Genomic DNA, 15,112 nt, shown 5'->3' with positions numbered 1-15,112 from the left:
CTGGGCTGGTGGATTTGCTCGTCGCGCTATTAAACTGGCGCGACGGGCGATAGATTACATCTACCAAGGAATCCTTGCCATAAGTTGACATGCGCTTTCATGGCGCTGCTGTATTGGTTGAATCCGTCTTGTGACTGTTGCCTGATGTAGCGTTTGAATTCCTCGTGCAGCGACGGCTGCGCAAGCCAGTCTTCCCATAATGGCGCTAGTTTGTAATGGTATTGATTTACCAAACTTCCAACAGGTTGTATTTCCTCAATAAAGAAAAGATAGAATACATTACGCAATATTTTTGCTTTGTCGCTGGCGCGGCCTTCTGGGCAGCTTACAGCATCAAGCTCGGTTTCAAGCATGTTCGTAAGCAATGAGAGGTTTTGCGTTAAGGTTTGTTGTGTATGCCAAAGTGTAGCGGGTAACCTGGCTGAGCGTATAATTTTTAACTGTTGTTCAAGCTCGCTGCTCTCAATAATACGCTCACTATTATTTTCATTCGTAGCCTCTGTTTCTGTATCGCTCGATGCTGTATTGGAAGAATACATATCGCTCAAGAGCAATTCTTTGTTACTTAAGCTGTTGATGTAATAAAGCGCGTTTACGCTAGAAAGTGCGTCTTTATTATTTTCAACTGAGAAAAGACGTTCAGGTGTGTTAAGCGCCAGACGCAACTCTTGGCTCCCTTGGACTAGGTTTGCCCACGTTTTACTGTAGTCTTGTGTCTTTTGTTCACGCCACGATGCGATGGTTGCTGCCAGTGCCGCGTTTCTCTGGTTAGACTCGTTTTCTTTCGCGAGCGCTGCTTCACAGCTTTTGAGTACATTAAGCAGATTGCTCTCATAAACAAGCCGCTGTGATGGCAGCTGACTTTTTCCTAGCGACGTATTGCGTTCGGCAACCACTGTGCCTAACTCACAATCTTGCAGCGCATAAAACTCACGCAGGTTTATATTCACGCCCTCAATAGCGTGTTTAAGCGTGGCAGAGTCTGCAAGTTTGGGAAGCGGGGTAGTAATCTTATCGTTAAACGAATCGGGGAGGGGCGTATCGAGTACACGCGAGAGTCGTGCGGCGTAATCGTCAATGCTCTGCTTTACGGTACTTCCGCCAAAACAGCCTAGCAAAGCAAACATGGAAACGCTGATGACACCAGCGCGGCAAGCGTTTCTTAGTTGCGAAACTTTTGGGTGCCATGGTTTTACTAGGGAAATATTCACGCGGAGGCACCAGTATGAAGTCCGCGCCCGCCATCGACATAAATGATTTGTCCAGTGATGTAAGGGGCTGATGCCAAGAACGACAATGTTTTAGCAATGTCATTTGGTGTACCTAGTTCACCCAGTGGAATACTCGATATCAGTTTGTCTTTTTCGTCCTCGTCCATTTCCCGTTCTGGCCACAAAATTGCCCCTGGCGCAATACCATTTACGCGAACGTTGGGGGCTAAGTCTATAGCTAACGATTGGGTTAATGAGGCAAGACCGGATTTAGCAATGAGGTAAACACTGTGTTTGGGGAGTGGGCGGTCGATATGCATGTCGACCATATTGATAATGCAGCCTTTACTTACCGCTAATGCGGGTGCCAATGTTTGTGACAAAAACAATGGCCCCTTCACGTTACTGCCTATCAGAGATACCCAGTCGTCTTCTGAAATTTCGCCCACCGGAGTGGGGTAAAAACTAGAAGCATTATTTACTAAAACGTTTATCTGACCCCAAATGCCTAATGCTCGCTGCCCAAGTGCACTTACTTCGTCTGAATTACAAAGGTTGGCTTGAAGACAGGTAGCAGAGTCCTCCCGCTGACTATTTAGCTTTTCAGCCAGTGCAAGTGCCTCGTCTTTAGAATGCCCATAATGGATAATAACGCGATAGCCTTCGCTATGAAGCTGACACGCCATGGCGGCGCCAATTCGCTTTGCTGCCCCGGTAATGAGTGCTACAGGGCCTGAGTTTGTCATAATAAAAGCTACTCTCTATTTTAAATCGACTTATATCTATTTACAGTTTGCGGTGCTTTCTTTCTTAATCCGCAGGTAAAACGGCTGATGTAACAAACAAATGCAAGCGAATTTGTTTGTTACATCAACGCTTGTAAATGTCATCTATTATTTGTTTGGCTTGCGTAATGTAATGCGCGCCGAATAATAACCCGTGATTTAAAATATGGTAAAGCTGGTAAATTGGTTTTCTTAATCGGTAATTTTTTTCAATTGGGGTGTGTTGATGGTAACCCTCAAAGAATGATTGGGGAAAGCCACCAAACAATTCGGCCATGGCAAGGTCGGTTTCCGCATCGCCAACATACACAGCGGGGTCAAATAACACCGGTCCTTTTTTATTAAAGCCTGCATTGCCCGCCCACAAATCGCCATGAAGTAGTGAAGGGTGGGGTTGATGTAAGCTCAAGAGATGTCTTACTCGAGTAACAATATCGTCTATATTGCCATCTCCGCTTTTCCATGTACCAATTGATGCCAAGCGTTCTAGCATGCTACCAATCCGTTTTTCTGCAAAAAAGTCAGCCCAAGACGCCATTCTTCCATTGGTTTGTACACTGGCACCAATGTAATTGTCATGCGGCCATCCATAGCTGGTGTAGGCGTTAACCGCATGAAGTGCAGCGAGTTGCTGCCCTAAAATGAAATAGTCATTTTCAGTAGGTTCAATAAATCGAACGTGAGAAAGTACCAAATATTCCATATTGGGCGTTTCATTGGCTGTAATTCCATGGCAAATGACTCGCGGGGTAGCAATGGTTTGCGTGTTAGCGATGGCCGCTAGTCCTTCGGCTTCATGAGATAATTGCTGAGTATCATCATATTTGCGGGTTTTAACAAAGTAGCGATGGGTCGTATCTTTTATGATGTAACTTTCGTGTGTATCTCCGCCACTTATTCGTTCGGCTTTTTGGCAGCTAAAAAACTGCTGGGTTTCATCTGAAATATGCTCGCTGATAAAATGCCACATATTGCACGCTCTGCTTGTTTTAATGCTTTTTTCAAGGCGATTGGAGTGTTGAGTGACTACTTTCCTATGACACACTAGAACACCAGCGAAGAGCCAATCCAGCAACCTTTATCGCCTTACACTAAAGTATGGGATAAAAACGGTGAAATGCATAAATTCCTACTCAAAATCTTCCTAAACGAAATCAAACCTTCACAAATTAGCCAATAAAGGCTTTTCGATATTGAAGTTGCCCCTACACTGGTTATAATCCACAACTTGCTTTAATACTGAGAAAACTCAGTAAGTTCGACGTGTATGCAGTTTTGCAGTACCAATGCGCTGTATTTTTATGCTGCTTCAAATAAAGCAAGTTTCGAGTGCTATAAAGCACGATTAAATTTTCAAAAATATGCATGTGGCGCAGAGTAGGCGTCACCACTGTAAAGGAATTAAAATGCCTGTAATTACCCTTCCTGATGGAAGCCAACGCGCTTTCGATAACGCTGTTTCTGTACTAGATGTTGCAAATGATATTGGCCCTGGTTTAGCCAAAGCAACCATTGCAGGAAAAGTAAACGGTGAGTTAGTTGACGCCGTTGATATGATTGACGCGGACGCACAACTTCAAATTATTACTGCAAAAGACGATGAAGGTTTAGAAATTCTTCGTCACAGTTGCGCGCACTTGTTAGGTCACGCTATCAAACAACTTTGGCCTAACACCAAAATGGCTATCGGCCCAGTTATCGACAACGGTTTCTATTACGATGTTGATATGGAAGAAAGCCTAACCCAGGAAGATTTAGCCAAACTAGAAAAGCGTATGCTTGAACTGGCTAAAACTAATTACGACGTGGTTAAGAACAAAGTGAGCTGGCAAGAAGCACGCGATGCATTTGAAGCGCGCGGTGAAAGCTACAAAATGGAAATTCTTGATGAGAACATCAGCAAGGACGACCGCCCAGCACTGTATCACCACGAAGAATACACAGATATGTGTCGTGGCCCTCACGTGCCAAACATGAAGTTCTGCCATCACTTCAAACTGATGAAAGTGGCAGGTGCTTACTGGCGTGGCGATAGCGACAACAAAATGCTTCAGCGTATTTACGGTACTGCGTGGGCAGATAAGAAGCAGCTTAAATCTTACCTACAGCGCTTAGAAGAAGCTGAAAAGCGCGACCACCGTAAAATTGGTAAAGCACTTAACCTTTTCCATTGGCAAGAAGAAGCGCCGGGTATGGTGTTTTGGCACAACGACGGTTGGTCAATTTACACCGAGCTAGAAAGCTACGTGCGTAAGAAGCTTCGTGAATACGATTATGACGAAGTTAAAGGCCCATTAATGATGGACCGCTCGCTTTGGGAAAAATCAGGTCACTGGGACAAGTACGCTGAAAACATGTTTACGACTGAATCTGAAAAGCGTGAATATGCCGTTAAGCCAATGAACTGCCCAGGCCACGTACAGATTTTCAACCAAGGTTTGAAATCGTACCGCGACCTGCCTCTTCGTATGGCTGAGTTTGGCTGCTGTCACCGTAACGAACCATCGGGCGCACTACACGGTCTAATGCGTGTTCGTGGCTTTACGCAAGACGATGCTCACATTTTCTGTACTGAAGAACAGATCTTAGAAGAGGTGAGTGGCTGTATTAAGATGGTGTACGAGACATACGCTGCGTTTGGTTTCGAAAACATCAAAGTTAAGTTGTCTACTCGCCCAGAAAAGCGCGTAGGTGCTGACGAGATTTGGGACAAATCAGAAGCTGCGCTTGCAGATGCACTTAAAGCCAATGACATCGAGTTCGATTATCAGCCTGGAGAAGGTGCGTTCTACGGGCCGAAAATTGAGTTTACACTGCACGATTGCTTAGACCGTGCATGGCAGTGCGGAACCGTACAGCTAGATTTCTCAATGCCAGGTCGCTTGGGCTCTACTTATGTAGCAGAAGATGGCGAACGCAAAGTGCCGGTTATGATTCACCGCGCTATTTTAGGTTCACTAGAACGCTTCATTGGAATTTTGACCGAAGAATTTGCAGGTTTCTTCCCACTCTGGTTGGCACCTCAGCAGGTTGTGGTAATGAATATTACCGACAAACAAGCTGAATATGCCTCAGATTGTGTAAAAAAACTGCAAGAATTAGGTTTTAGAGCAAAGTCTGACTTGCGAAATGAGAAGATCGGCTTTAAAATCCGCGAGCACACTTTGAAGCGTATTCCGTATATGCTAGTTGTGGGCGATAAAGAAATGGAAGCGGGCGAAGTAGCAGTACGCTCTCGTCGCGGTGACGACCTAGGCAAAATGCGCCTGGAAGACTTTATTGCCATGGCTCAACAAGAAGTTGTTGAAAAGACGATTAAGTAGTTGAGTAAATTGTGTATAATGCACAATTAAGGTGTCTGCTTTTGGTTTTACTTTGGGTCAACCGACCTCCCAAAAGCAGACAAAAGAATTAAATGTTTGGAGGAATAGCACATTAAAGGCGCTAACAACAAGGCTCAGGGCGACAAAGCCCGCATTAACGATGAGATTAAAGCCAGAGAAGTAAGATTAATTGGCAAAGACGGTGAACAGGTTGGTGTGGTTTCTCTAGCAGAAGCTACTCGTAACGCAGAAGAAGCGGGCCTAGATCTAGTAGAAATCAGTCCGAATGCCGAGCCGCCAGTCTGTAAAGTTATGGACTATGGCAAATTCCTCTTCGAAAAAAGTAAAGCTCAAAAAGAGCAGAAGAAAAAACAGAAGCAAATTCAGGTCAAGGAGATTAAATTTCGCCCTGGCACTGATGAAGGCGATTACCAGGTCAAACTGCGCAACCTGCGTCGCTTTCTTGAAGGTGGTGATAAAGCCAAAGTTACGATCCGCTTCCGCGGTCGTGAAATGGCGCACCAAGACATCGGTATCGATCTACTAAACCGCGTTAAAACCGATTTAGAAGATATCGCTACATGCGAGTCTTTCCCACGCCGTGTGGAAGGCCGTCAGATGATCATGGTGCTAGCCCCAAATAAGAAGTAGTAATGGTCTAAAGTTTTAAGGAATCTGCACCCTTAAACACCTTGCTGCTAAACATTAACCGGTATGAAGTGACTGCAACACGAAAAATGCCGATATTAAACAATGCGGAGTTTTAGCAATGCCTAAAATGAAAACTGTAAGCGGTGCCGCCAAACGTTTTAAGAAAACGGGTTCTGGCCGCTTTAAAAGCAAACAGTCTCACTTACGTCACATTCTGACTAAGAAGAGCTCTAAACGTAAACGTCACCTTCGTGGCAAAAAACTGGTTCATGACTCTGATACCAAATTGGTTCAGCGCATGTTGCCTTACGTATAAGACTTAGGAGACTGATTAATGGCTAGAGTAAAACGCGGCACTATCGCACGTGCTCGTCACAAAAAAGTCCTCAAGCAGGCAAAAGGTTATTACGGCGCACGTTCACGTGTATATCGCGTAGCGGTACAAGCTGTAACTAAAGCTGGTCAATATGCTTACCGTGACCGTCGTCAGCGCAAGCGTCAATTCCGTCAACTATGGATTGCACGTATTAACGCTGCTGCTCGTCAAAATGGTATGTCATACAGCCGTTTCATTAACGGTTTGAAGAAAGCGTCTGTTGAAATCGATCGTAAGATCCTTGCCGACATCGCAGTACATGACAAAGCAGCTTTCAGCGCACTAGTCGAAGCGGCTAAAGGCGCATTAGCTTAATTATTAACTAATTAAGTTTAAGTTCTTTCGGAAAAAGGCGAGCAGGATGCTCGCCTTTTTTCGTTTTTGGGGTTTAGATAAAACACTCTCTTTAAAGCAAATTTACCTTGTCGCTAATCTTGTATTCCTTCAGTCGGCGAATATAAACAACTTACTGAAAGCGTTGCTGCAAATATTTACTAATTTCCGGCGACTCGTACAACCAAATATCTTTTTCAGGGGTTTGTATGCGTAGGCAAGGGGCTTGCACTTTTCCACCGCCTTGCGCCAATTCATCACGATACGGGAACCCGTTCGATACGTTGCGTTTACTAATAGGCAAATTCATTTTGTATATAGCGCGGCGTGCTTTAATACAAAAAGGGCAAGCAAAAAATTGATAAAGTGTTAATTCTTGTACGGCTTTTTCGACTTGCTGTTGCTCTCGTGGCAATCGCTTAAGTTTTCTGCCACGAGTAATTAAATCAAGCAAGGCGATAACACCGCCAAGTGCGTTGCGAATTAGAGAAATAAATAAGCGCAATTTTGTGTCTTTTTAGGTTAGATATAAAGCGGCGCAGTATAGCAAAAATTCTATATAAGATCTTATATGGAAGAAATTGCGATTAAGCGGCAAGTGCAAGGGCATAGCAATAAAGTAAATCACAACGACCGATACGGATAAGTTAACGATTAATTTAAGCGATAGCGCCTTTTTCTAAACAGCAACGCCCTCCAGGCTCATTTAGAGGTTTTCTTATCTCGGGTGGAAAAACAGTTACTGTGGTTTCAATTGCATTAAAGACAGGCCGGTAACTAGCTGTATGTCGTCATCGATAGTGACACTGGCGCTGCTGCAAACCGCAATTAAGTGGTTTGACGGTGTAGTGTTAGTTACGGGCATAAAAAAAGCGGCAGACAGCCGCTTTTGGGAAATGTTAGTTTACGTTATCAATAGGCGTTCTTATTAATAAAGCCATTGAATACAGTCATAAACACAATTTTGATATCAAACCACACTGACCACCTATGAATGTAATCTAGGTCGTATTCTACACGCTGAACCATCTTGTTAACTGTTTCAGTTTCGCCACGTAAACCATTAACTTGGGCCCAACCCGTAATGCCAGGTTTAACCTTGTGGCGTAACATGTAACCTGTGATTATCTTGCGATATTGTTCATTGTGGGCAACTGCATGGGGGCGTGGTCCGACGATAGACATACGGCCTTGTAGAACATTTATAAATTGTGGAAGTTCGTCTAAAGAGGTTCTTCTTAAGAAACCACCAATTTTTGTTAAACGCGCGTCGTTTTTAGTAGCTTGTTTTACAACTGCACCATTATCTTGCGTAGTCATAGATCGGAATTTGTAAACCGTAATTTGTTTACCATCTAATCCGTAACGCTTTTGTTTGAAAATTACGGGTCCTTTTGAAGTAAGCTTTACTGCTGCTGCAATACAAAGCATTGGCATAGATATCATCATCAATATCAACAAGCTTAAAACAATATCTTCAAAACGTTTTAATATATCATTGGCCCCTTGAAATGGCGTATCGTAAACACTGAGTGCTTGTACGTTGCCAACAGTTTGCCAACGAGCATTCAACAGGTTATACATGAAGAAGTTTGGCACGACATAAACGTTTGCTGTGGTGTCACTGCATTGCTCTAAAATTGAGCGAATTCTATTCTCTGCGCTCATCGGCAGTGCAATGTATATATAATCAACTTCATTTCGTTTAGCCATTTCTATGGCCTGTTCAATGTTTCCCAATACAGAATTTTGCATTTCGTGAGGAAGACGACTCGCGTCTCTATCATCGAACAAACCGTTGAAGCGGATACCAAGGTGTTCGTTCTGCTGTATCTGAAGAGCGACATTTGCACCAAGGTGCGTTGCACCAATAACAATCGAGCGCCTAGAGTTCATCCCACTTTTTCTTATATGGAATAGAAATTTACGCATTACGAACCGCCAAGCAATCAGGCCTACAAACGATGTCGCAAACCATGCCAAGACTATGAAAGGAGGGGTATTAATATTCTGAACAAAAAAGTACCCTATCGTTAATGTGCCTAGAATACTCAGAGCCCACGTTATCGCAGCAGCTCTTAGCATTTCAGGTGTGCGATGACCGCGCCAAGAACGATAAAGTTCAACACCTTCAGCGGATATTTGAAAACAGATAACGTTTACGAATAAGAGAATTAAGCTAGTTGGGTCTATAGTAGACTCAAAATAGGCAGCACAAGAATAATATAGTAGCGTAACCAACGACAAATCAATTAATCGATAAATCGTTGAAAATCCGCTCTTATTTCGTACCACAAGGCCGTCACTGGCGCTAGAATCAACAGGGTGTGACTTTAAAGCTTTATTAGATTCTACTTGATTGTCCATTGGAAGAGTCTCTAAATCGATATGATGAAAGATACTAGGTTCACTGGCTATAACTCCAAAAAAAAGCACTTCTGGCGGAATCTAAAAAGTTGCAAATTAACACCTAGCAAAGTAATTTAAGCAAAGAATGTGCCCATAAAGGAAAAAGTATGGTTTAAAAAACGCTTGGCTTCTGATTTGAGGCTATACCCTCCGCATGTGACTTCCGTCCCTCAAATCGTAATATACTAATGATATTGTATCCCCATTGTAATTTTATTACAAAATAAGCTTTATGGTTTTTTTAATATTGGTATCATTGTGGCAACTATCGAGTACTGGAAAACGCAACCTTGAAACTCAACTTTGAGTCAATAAAGTTGAAATAATTTGTTGTTAAAGTATTCGTTCTTTATGGCATGAATTTAGCTTCTGCTGTATTGAAGCTTAATTAATCTCTTATATCGTATATGCATACCTTTTAAAGTTCAGAAGGTTTTCTTGGCCGTACGCTTGCGTTCACGATGTATTTTGCGAGGTCCTTGCCGACCCTTATAACGATATTTAGAAACATCTAAGTCAATTTCAGCTATTTTGACTAGCAAAATGAGAGTAGGGAAAGGAAATGAAAAATCAGAATAAGCTATTGCTATCTGGGGTGGCCATGTGCGTTGCCAGTTGTGTAGCAGCTCAAGAGCAAGGAAGGATTGAAACAGGACGATTCGACATTATACCTTCTCTTAACACTTCTATGAGCTACGTAGACAATGTTGCTCGTGCAGCCGACGGGCAAGCGAAAATATACAGTTGGCGCTCAATTTTATCTCCTGAAATTATTGCTGCCACAGAGGTTGATGGAAACCCTGTACAATTCGGTTATCGATTAGAACGCGGTACCTACTTTTCAAGTAGCGCTGACGACTACACGGATCACTTCATCGAAGCATTAACTGATTACGAGTTAAACAGTCGGCACGCAATCAACGCGCTTTTACGGTATGAAGATGGACATGAGGACCGAGGTACAGGCTTTTCATTAGGCGGGGGAAGTGGCTTAACTTCACCTGATACTTATAAAAGTATGTTCTATGGAGCTGAGTACATATATGGGAGCGTGACTTCTGTCGGTGAAGTTGTAGTAAAGGCTGATAGAACGACTCTCGATTACGATCGCGGTGAATTTGCGTACCTCATTAGAGACAGAGCAACGAATAGAGTTGGGGCAGAATTCAATTATCAGATTGCTCCTTCAACCGAACTAGTTTTTGATTTCACACGTTCATTTATACGCTATGACAATAATTTGCTTGAGAACTCATTAGAAAGTAACGAGAACCGTCTTTTAGTTGGTATTGCGTGGGAGAACACAGCTGCAACTTCTGGCTATGCAAAAATTGGATATAAAGAAAAAGAATTTGCAGCAAGCAACCGGGATAATTTTTATGGAACTGACTGGGAAGTAGGTATTGAATGGCAGCCACTCACATACTCAACCGTAAACTTCTCTACCTCCGCAGATACTAATGAAACGAATGGTGAGGGTAGTTTAATCCGCGGTAGAAACTACAGATTATCTTGGACACACCAATGGCTTGAACGCTTAAGTAGTAGCTTGCGGTACGCAAGAGAAAACAATGAATATATTGTTGATGATGAAGACTTTACCAATCGAGATGACAAATTGTCTATTTACGCGGCGTCTTTGAATTATGAAGCTAGAAGGTGGTTAAGCTTTTCACTGTTTTACAGAATTGAAGACAGAGACAGTAATAGAGAAGCAATCAATTTCGACCAAAGTGTGGTCGGTGTGTCAGCTGAGGTTACATTGTGATAAGCAATATAAAAAAAATATCTTTCCTTACTCTAGCCATATTTTGGAGTGTTTTTGCTTGGGCTCAAGAAGGGAATTTAAGCATGAGCCAATACCAGCTTGGTTCTGGCGACCGAATAAACATTAGCGTTTTTGGTCAGGATGACCTTTCAATGGAAATTCGCTTGCCCGATGTCGGCACTATAAATTACCCATTTCTTGGAGAATTAAAGCTTGTAGGTATGACCGCTGCGGAAGTGGAGAGCTTAATTTACGAAGGCCTCTTAGGAGATTATTTAGTAAACCCATCCGTTTCCGTTTCAATAGTTGAGTATCGCCCATTCTTTATAGATGGTGAAGTAAAGCGCCCCGGCGGGTATCCATACCAGCCCGGCCTATCTGTTAATAAAGCTGCTGCACTGGCAGGTGGTTATACAGAGCGTGCTAATAGGGATAAAATAACGATAGTACGCGAAAGCGATGGACAACAGTTTGAATTTAGTGTCTCGGTTACAGATATGATCCAACCAGGTGATATCGTAACTGTAAACCAGCGCTTCTTTTAAAATATAACTATTTTGTGAGCTAACTAAATGGCAGTAAAAATTACGGAAGATACAGATAATAACGAGCTCATTGACTTAGGGCACTATCTGGGGATTATTAAACGGTACAGCTTAAGAATATTACTGTTGGCTATTGCTTTTACAGTATTAGTCACGATCCTAGTTATGAAGATGACGCCCCTTTATACATCTTCTACAACCCTGTTAATAGAAGCTGAAAAAGCCAACGTAGTATCTATCGAAGAAGTATATGGGATAGATACTAAAAGCAAAGACTACATGGCAACTCAGTTTGAAGTGTTGAAGTCGCGTCAAATTGCTGAGAAAACGGTCGAAAGTCTGTCTCTGTATGACAACGCTGATTTTATGCCCGAGGAAAATGAGACACCTTTCGTTTCCGACTTAGCCGAGATGTTTCCATTTCTACCTCAAAAAGAGAAAGTGGAACTAACTGAAGAGCAAAAAGTTGCTAAGTTAAAGCGAAAAGCCACTCACCTACTTATGAGTGCTACAGACGTGTCTTTATTAAAAGGTACTCAGTTAGTAAGAATATCCGTAACTACTGAAAAGCCTTCTTTATCTGCGCTTATTGCTAACACTATTGCCGAAGTTTATATAGAACACTACCTTCAAGCTAAGCTAGATATGACAGCTAAGGCTACATCATTTCTTACTGACAGTATTGACGGTTTGAAAACTAAGCTAGATGTTGCAGAGCGCAATCTCGTCAGGTTCTATGAAACTAACCAAGTTGTTAATATCGATGGCGTAGTAGGGCTTGCGTCCGACGAACTTGAAAGACTCAATATCCAGCTTTCTGAAGCGGAAGTAGAGCTTAAGTTAAACAGTGTTATTTTTAACCAGATTAAAGATAGTAAAGCGATTGAAGATGTTGCCAGAATACCTGAAGTCTTGAATCACCCTGCTGTAAGGGACGTTAGAAGAGACGAAGGTAAAGCACTGACGAGAGTAAGTGAGCTAAGTAAGGTCTATGGCCCGAAGCATCCTAAAATGATTGCGGCCAATGCTGAATTGACAGCAATTAGAGATACGCTAAATACCCAAATAACAGATTTAATCAGCAGTATCACGACCCAGTACGAATCATCGAAACAAAAAGTTGCTCAATTACAAAGAGAAGTCGAAACGTCTAAAGCAGCGTTCAGGTCACTGGCCGAACTGGATAACAAACGTAAGGCTTTAGAGCGAGAAGTAGATATTAACCAGCAGCTTTACGATTCATTTTTTACTCGATTAAAAGAAACTGATGAGCTTGGTGGCTTAGAATCAGCCAATGCGCGCGTACTTGATACTGCGCTACCTAGCTATACGCCTTCTAAACCCAATAAAAAGCTATTTATTGCTGCTGCTTTTGTGCTGAGTTTAAGTTTTGGTATCGCGCTTGCCATTGTTATGGAAACGCTTAATAGTGGTATTCGCTCTGTAGACGATGTAGAGAAGAAGATAGGGCAGCGTATGCTTGGGTTAATCCCTTGGCTTGCCCATAAGAAAAAGACGGATTTACCTATTCGTACGTTTTTCGATGGTAAAAAACATCAATTTGCCGAAGCGGTTAGAACATTGCGAACAAGCCTTTCTCTATTGAACATTGAAAAAGAAAACCAAGCAATTCTGGTTACGTCAAGTGTTCCCAAAGAGGGTAAGACCACAGTATCTATTAACTTAGCTTTTGCTTTGGGGCAGCTAGATAAGACTATCTTAATTGATGCTGATTTACGTCGCCCGAGTATAGGTAAACAATTTAATATTCCTAGCTATCAACCTGGTGTAGCGAATCTAGTATTGAAATCGCATAGTTTTGAGGAGTGTTTGGTTCGAGATGAAGAATCAAATATTGATATTCTCTCGGCTGGGACTATACCTTCAAACCCGCAGGAGCTATTAGCAGACAAAGGGTTTGAAGAGCTTATTACCAAGCTTAAGTCTGAGTATAAATATGTGGTTGTAGATACGGCACCTACGCAGGCAGTGAGCGATTCTATGATCGTAGCAAACTCCTGTGACTCGGTTATCTACGTTGTTAGGGCTGACAGTACAAGTGACAAGGTAATCAATAATGGCTTATCTAGATTCCTGCAAGTGGGCCACCGTCTTGATGGAGTGGTACTGAATCAAGTAAACTTGCGCAAATCAGATGTAGCACAAAGGTACGCAGGCTTTTATGACCAATACGGATATACCAGTCAGAAAAGCAGCTAAGAAAATTATTGATAGATCTTCATAGTCATATACTTCCTGGCATCGACGATGGTGCCAGGACTTTAGACATTGCTCTTGAAATGGCTCAGCAGGCTGTAACCTGCGGTATTAGCCATATGGTATGTACCCCGCACATACATAGGGGCTACTTTGATAATTCTCAAAGCTCAATAGAAGCCGCTTTCAACTCTTTCAAAGAGCACGTTAAACGTGAGTTAATTCCCCTTTCGCTTTCATTTGCAGCTGAAGTTCGCGTTAACGAGCTTATACCTATATGGTACAAAAATGGTGAATTACCTTTTCTAGGTAAATACGACGGCAAAAACGTACTCCTTCTTGAAATGCCACACAGCCATATTCCACAAGGTCTTGATGTACTTATAAAATGGCTATTGCGCAATAATATTCAACCACTGATTGCTCACCCAGAACGTAATAGAGAATTAATTGCCGAAAATCAGAAATTTAATTGGCTACAAAGGCAAGGGTGTTTGTTTCAAGCAACCGCGGGAGCTTTCGTCGGTCGCTTTGGTGATAAAGTAGAAGAGTTTGCATTTAGGTTATTAGAGGAAAGGGCATTTCATGTAGTAGCGTCAGACACTCACGATTTAGTCAGACGACCCAATGATATGCAAGCTGCCTATGAAGTAGTCGCGAGTTATGATTATACGTATGCAAAAAAAGCTTTTGTAGAAACTCCTAGTGTAATAATAGCACTGGAGAGAAAGCATGCAAGTTGACAATAAGTTCGCGCATTGGAAGGAAAAGCTTAAATGGCATCATGCGGTTACGTTTCTAGTTGCTTCCATAGCTTTATTTAGCTTTTTGGGAAGTGCAAATCAGTTTTTCGTTAGCAATACCTATTATGGCGTTAAAAATAGTTTGGACAGTTGGAGTAGTACTCCTTCTTCAGTTTCTAAAATAGACGTTGAAATAGCTCTTACAAAGATGGGAGAAGTGATTGATAAAGCACCTAACAATGCACTTTATTATCAATTGCAAGGGCAGCTTTTCGAATGGTTACATTTCAGTACGAATTTAGAGAATGATTTAGAAACTGTAGCTAAAGCGAATAGAGAACCTGATGAACTGCACAGAGCGATGCTAAGCTATAAAAAAAGCTTAAAACTAAGGCCTAATTGGAGTGGGGGCTGGATAGGCTTAGCATCTGTAAAATGGAAGCTTGGCGAGCTAGATAGTCAGTTTTATCAATATTTAGATACCGCGGTTAGTGTTGGGCCACAAGACGCTATAGTGCATAGGTTTATAGCAGAATTCGGTATCACAATGTATGTTAACAGGTCAGTGCATTACGCTAAAATTTTGAAACGACTAAGACACCACTTAGACTTAGGTATAAAGAACCCATTGAGTAGAAAATCAATTTTGAGGCTTATTGGTGAAAATAATCTTAATGAACCCGCGTGCCGTTGGCTTGGACCATCTACGTTTGCTGTAAGTACAGGCTTATTAAACTGTGCACAAAACTAG

At 42.2% G+C, this 15,112-nt stretch carries 15 protein-coding genes; 10 read left to right on the top strand and 5 right to left on the bottom strand.

Translation table 11 applies throughout. The annotated features are described in order from the left end of the window. Window positions 1-29 precede the first annotated feature (29 nt). From KUL49_RS02910 to KUL49_RS02900, 3 genes are all read right to left on the bottom strand, one after another. Window positions 30-1,211 (bottom strand): DUF3080 family protein, encoded by a 1,182-nt coding sequence (locus tag KUL49_RS02910; protein WP_131136259.1) that lies wholly within the window; start codon window positions 1,209-1,211, stop codon window positions 30-32. Beyond that, window positions 1,208-1,957, bottom strand: coding sequence for a pteridine reductase (locus tag KUL49_RS02905; protein WP_131136258.1), 750 nt, complete (start codon window positions 1,955-1,957; stop codon window positions 1,208-1,210). Before KUL49_RS02905 ends, KUL49_RS02910 begins: the two co-directional genes overlap by 4 nt. A 124-nt stretch (window positions 1,958-2,081) precedes the next feature. After that, window positions 2,082-2,966, bottom strand: coding sequence for a fructosamine kinase family protein (locus KUL49_RS02900; protein ID WP_131136257.1), 885 nt, complete (start codon window positions 2,964-2,966; stop codon window positions 2,082-2,084). A gap of 436 nt (window positions 2,967-3,402) precedes the next feature. On the opposite strand from KUL49_RS02900, the gene thrS reads away from it, so the two are divergent. The 4 genes from thrS (at window position 3,403) to rplT (ending at window position 6,661) form a co-directional block, all read left to right on the top strand. Then, entirely contained in the window at window positions 3,403-5,319 is a 1,917-nt protein-coding gene (gene thrS, locus KUL49_RS02895; RefSeq protein WP_014976220.1) for a threonine--tRNA ligase, read from the top strand. A 111-nt stretch (window positions 5,320-5,430) separates the two neighbouring features. Continuing rightward, window positions 5,431-5,970: a translation initiation factor IF-3 gene (gene infC / locus KUL49_RS02890; protein WP_071814473.1), complete on the top strand. Its 540-nt coding sequence runs from the start codon at window positions 5,431-5,433 to the stop codon at window positions 5,968-5,970. Window positions 5,971-6,088: 118 nt separating this feature from the next. After that, on the top strand, window positions 6,089-6,286 hold the full coding sequence (rpmI, locus tag KUL49_RS02885; protein ID WP_012518091.1) for a 50S ribosomal protein L35: 198 nt from the start codon (window positions 6,089-6,091) through the stop codon (window positions 6,284-6,286). 18 nt (window positions 6,287-6,304) lie between these two features. Next, window positions 6,305-6,661 (top strand): 50S ribosomal protein L20, encoded by a 357-nt coding sequence (gene rplT, locus KUL49_RS02880; protein ID WP_012518092.1) that lies wholly within the window; start codon window positions 6,305-6,307, stop codon window positions 6,659-6,661. Between the two features lie 151 nt (window positions 6,662-6,812). On the opposite strand, the gene KUL49_RS02875 is transcribed toward rplT, so the two are convergent. Beyond that, entirely contained in the window at window positions 6,813-7,184 is a 372-nt protein-coding gene (locus KUL49_RS02875; RefSeq protein WP_131136256.1) for a glutathione S-transferase N-terminal domain-containing protein, read from the bottom strand. A gap of 280 nt (window positions 7,185-7,464) precedes the next feature. Between KUL49_RS02875 and KUL49_RS20750 the strand changes: the two genes are divergently transcribed. Then, window positions 7,465-7,611 (top strand): hypothetical protein, encoded by a 147-nt coding sequence (locus KUL49_RS20750; RefSeq protein WP_165477870.1) that lies wholly within the window; start codon window positions 7,465-7,467, stop codon window positions 7,609-7,611. On the opposite strand, the gene KUL49_RS02870 is transcribed toward KUL49_RS20750, so the two are convergent. Continuing rightward, window positions 7,592-9,046, bottom strand: a complete 1,455-nt coding sequence (locus KUL49_RS02870; protein WP_131136255.1) for an undecaprenyl-phosphate glucose phosphotransferase — start codon at window positions 9,044-9,046, stop codon at window positions 7,592-7,594. The genes KUL49_RS20750 and KUL49_RS02870 overlap by 20 nt on opposite strands. A gap of 604 nt (window positions 9,047-9,650) precedes the next feature. On the opposite strand from KUL49_RS02870, the gene KUL49_RS02865 reads away from it, so the two are divergent. The 5 genes from KUL49_RS02865 (at window position 9,651) to KUL49_RS02845 (ending at window position 15,112) form a co-directional block, all read left to right on the top strand. Beyond that, entirely contained in the window at window positions 9,651-10,856 is a 1,206-nt protein-coding gene (locus tag KUL49_RS02865; protein WP_131136254.1) for an outer membrane beta-barrel protein, read from the top strand. 83 nt (window positions 10,857-10,939) lie between these two features. After that, window positions 10,940-11,401 carry a polysaccharide biosynthesis/export family protein gene (locus KUL49_RS02860; protein WP_131136253.1) on the top strand — a complete coding sequence of 154 codons (462 nt, stop codon included), beginning with the start codon at window positions 10,940-10,942 and terminating at the stop codon, window positions 11,399-11,401. 27 nt (window positions 11,402-11,428) lie between these two features. Continuing rightward, complete coding sequence (locus KUL49_RS02855) at window positions 11,429-13,621, top strand: polysaccharide biosynthesis tyrosine autokinase (protein WP_131136252.1); 2,193 nt, start codon at window positions 11,429-11,431, stop codon at window positions 13,619-13,621. A gap of 8 nt (window positions 13,622-13,629) precedes the next feature. Beyond that, entirely contained in the window at window positions 13,630-14,361 is a 732-nt protein-coding gene (locus tag KUL49_RS02850) for a tyrosine-protein phosphatase (RefSeq protein WP_131136251.1), read from the top strand. Then, on the top strand, window positions 14,351-15,112 hold the full coding sequence (locus tag KUL49_RS02845) for a VpsP family polysaccharide biosynthesis protein (RefSeq protein ID WP_131136250.1): 762 nt from the start codon (window positions 14,351-14,353) through the stop codon (window positions 15,110-15,112). Before KUL49_RS02850 ends, KUL49_RS02845 begins: the two co-directional genes overlap by 11 nt.

Origin of the sequence: Alteromonas sp. KUL17, from assembly GCF_006538305.1 — a bacterium.
Taxonomy (GTDB): Bacteria; Pseudomonadota; Gammaproteobacteria; order Enterobacterales; family Alteromonadaceae; genus Alteromonas; species Alteromonas macleodii.
This window is presented reverse-complemented; position numbering and strand designations above follow the sequence as displayed.

What these genes read in the sequence shown, in the direction of transcription:
- KUL49_RS02845 (WP_131136250.1), top strand. Translation starts at nt 14,351, where the DNA reads ATGCAAGTTGACAATAAGTTCGCGCATTGGAAGGAAAAGCTTAAATGG.
- KUL49_RS02860 (WP_131136253.1), top strand. Translation starts at nt 10,940, where the DNA reads ATGAGCCAATACCAGCTTGGTTCTGGCGACCGAATAAACATTAGCGTT.
- KUL49_RS02905 (WP_131136258.1), bottom strand. Translation starts at nt 1,957, where the DNA reads ATGACAAACTCAGGCCCTGTAGCACTCATTACCGGGGCAGCAAAGCGA.
- rplT (WP_012518092.1), top strand. Translation starts at nt 6,305, where the DNA reads ATGGCTAGAGTAAAACGCGGCACTATCGCACGTGCTCGTCACAAAAAA.
- rpmI (WP_012518091.1), top strand. Translation starts at nt 6,089, where the DNA reads ATGCCTAAAATGAAAACTGTAAGCGGTGCCGCCAAACGTTTTAAGAAA.
- KUL49_RS20750 (WP_165477870.1), top strand. Translation starts at nt 7,465, where the DNA reads ATGTCGTCATCGATAGTGACACTGGCGCTGCTGCAAACCGCAATTAAG.
- KUL49_RS02855 (WP_131136252.1), top strand. Translation starts at nt 11,429, where the DNA reads ATGGCAGTAAAAATTACGGAAGATACAGATAATAACGAGCTCATTGAC.
- thrS (WP_014976220.1), top strand. Translation starts at nt 3,403, where the DNA reads ATGCCTGTAATTACCCTTCCTGATGGAAGCCAACGCGCTTTCGATAAC.
- KUL49_RS02865 (WP_131136254.1), top strand. Translation starts at nt 9,651, where the DNA reads ATGAAAAATCAGAATAAGCTATTGCTATCTGGGGTGGCCATGTGCGTT.
- KUL49_RS02870 (WP_131136255.1), bottom strand. Translation starts at nt 9,046, where the DNA reads ATGGACAATCAAGTAGAATCTAATAAAGCTTTAAAGTCACACCCTGTT.
- KUL49_RS02900 (WP_131136257.1), bottom strand. Translation starts at nt 2,966, where the DNA reads ATGTGGCATTTTATCAGCGAGCATATTTCAGATGAAACCCAGCAGTTT.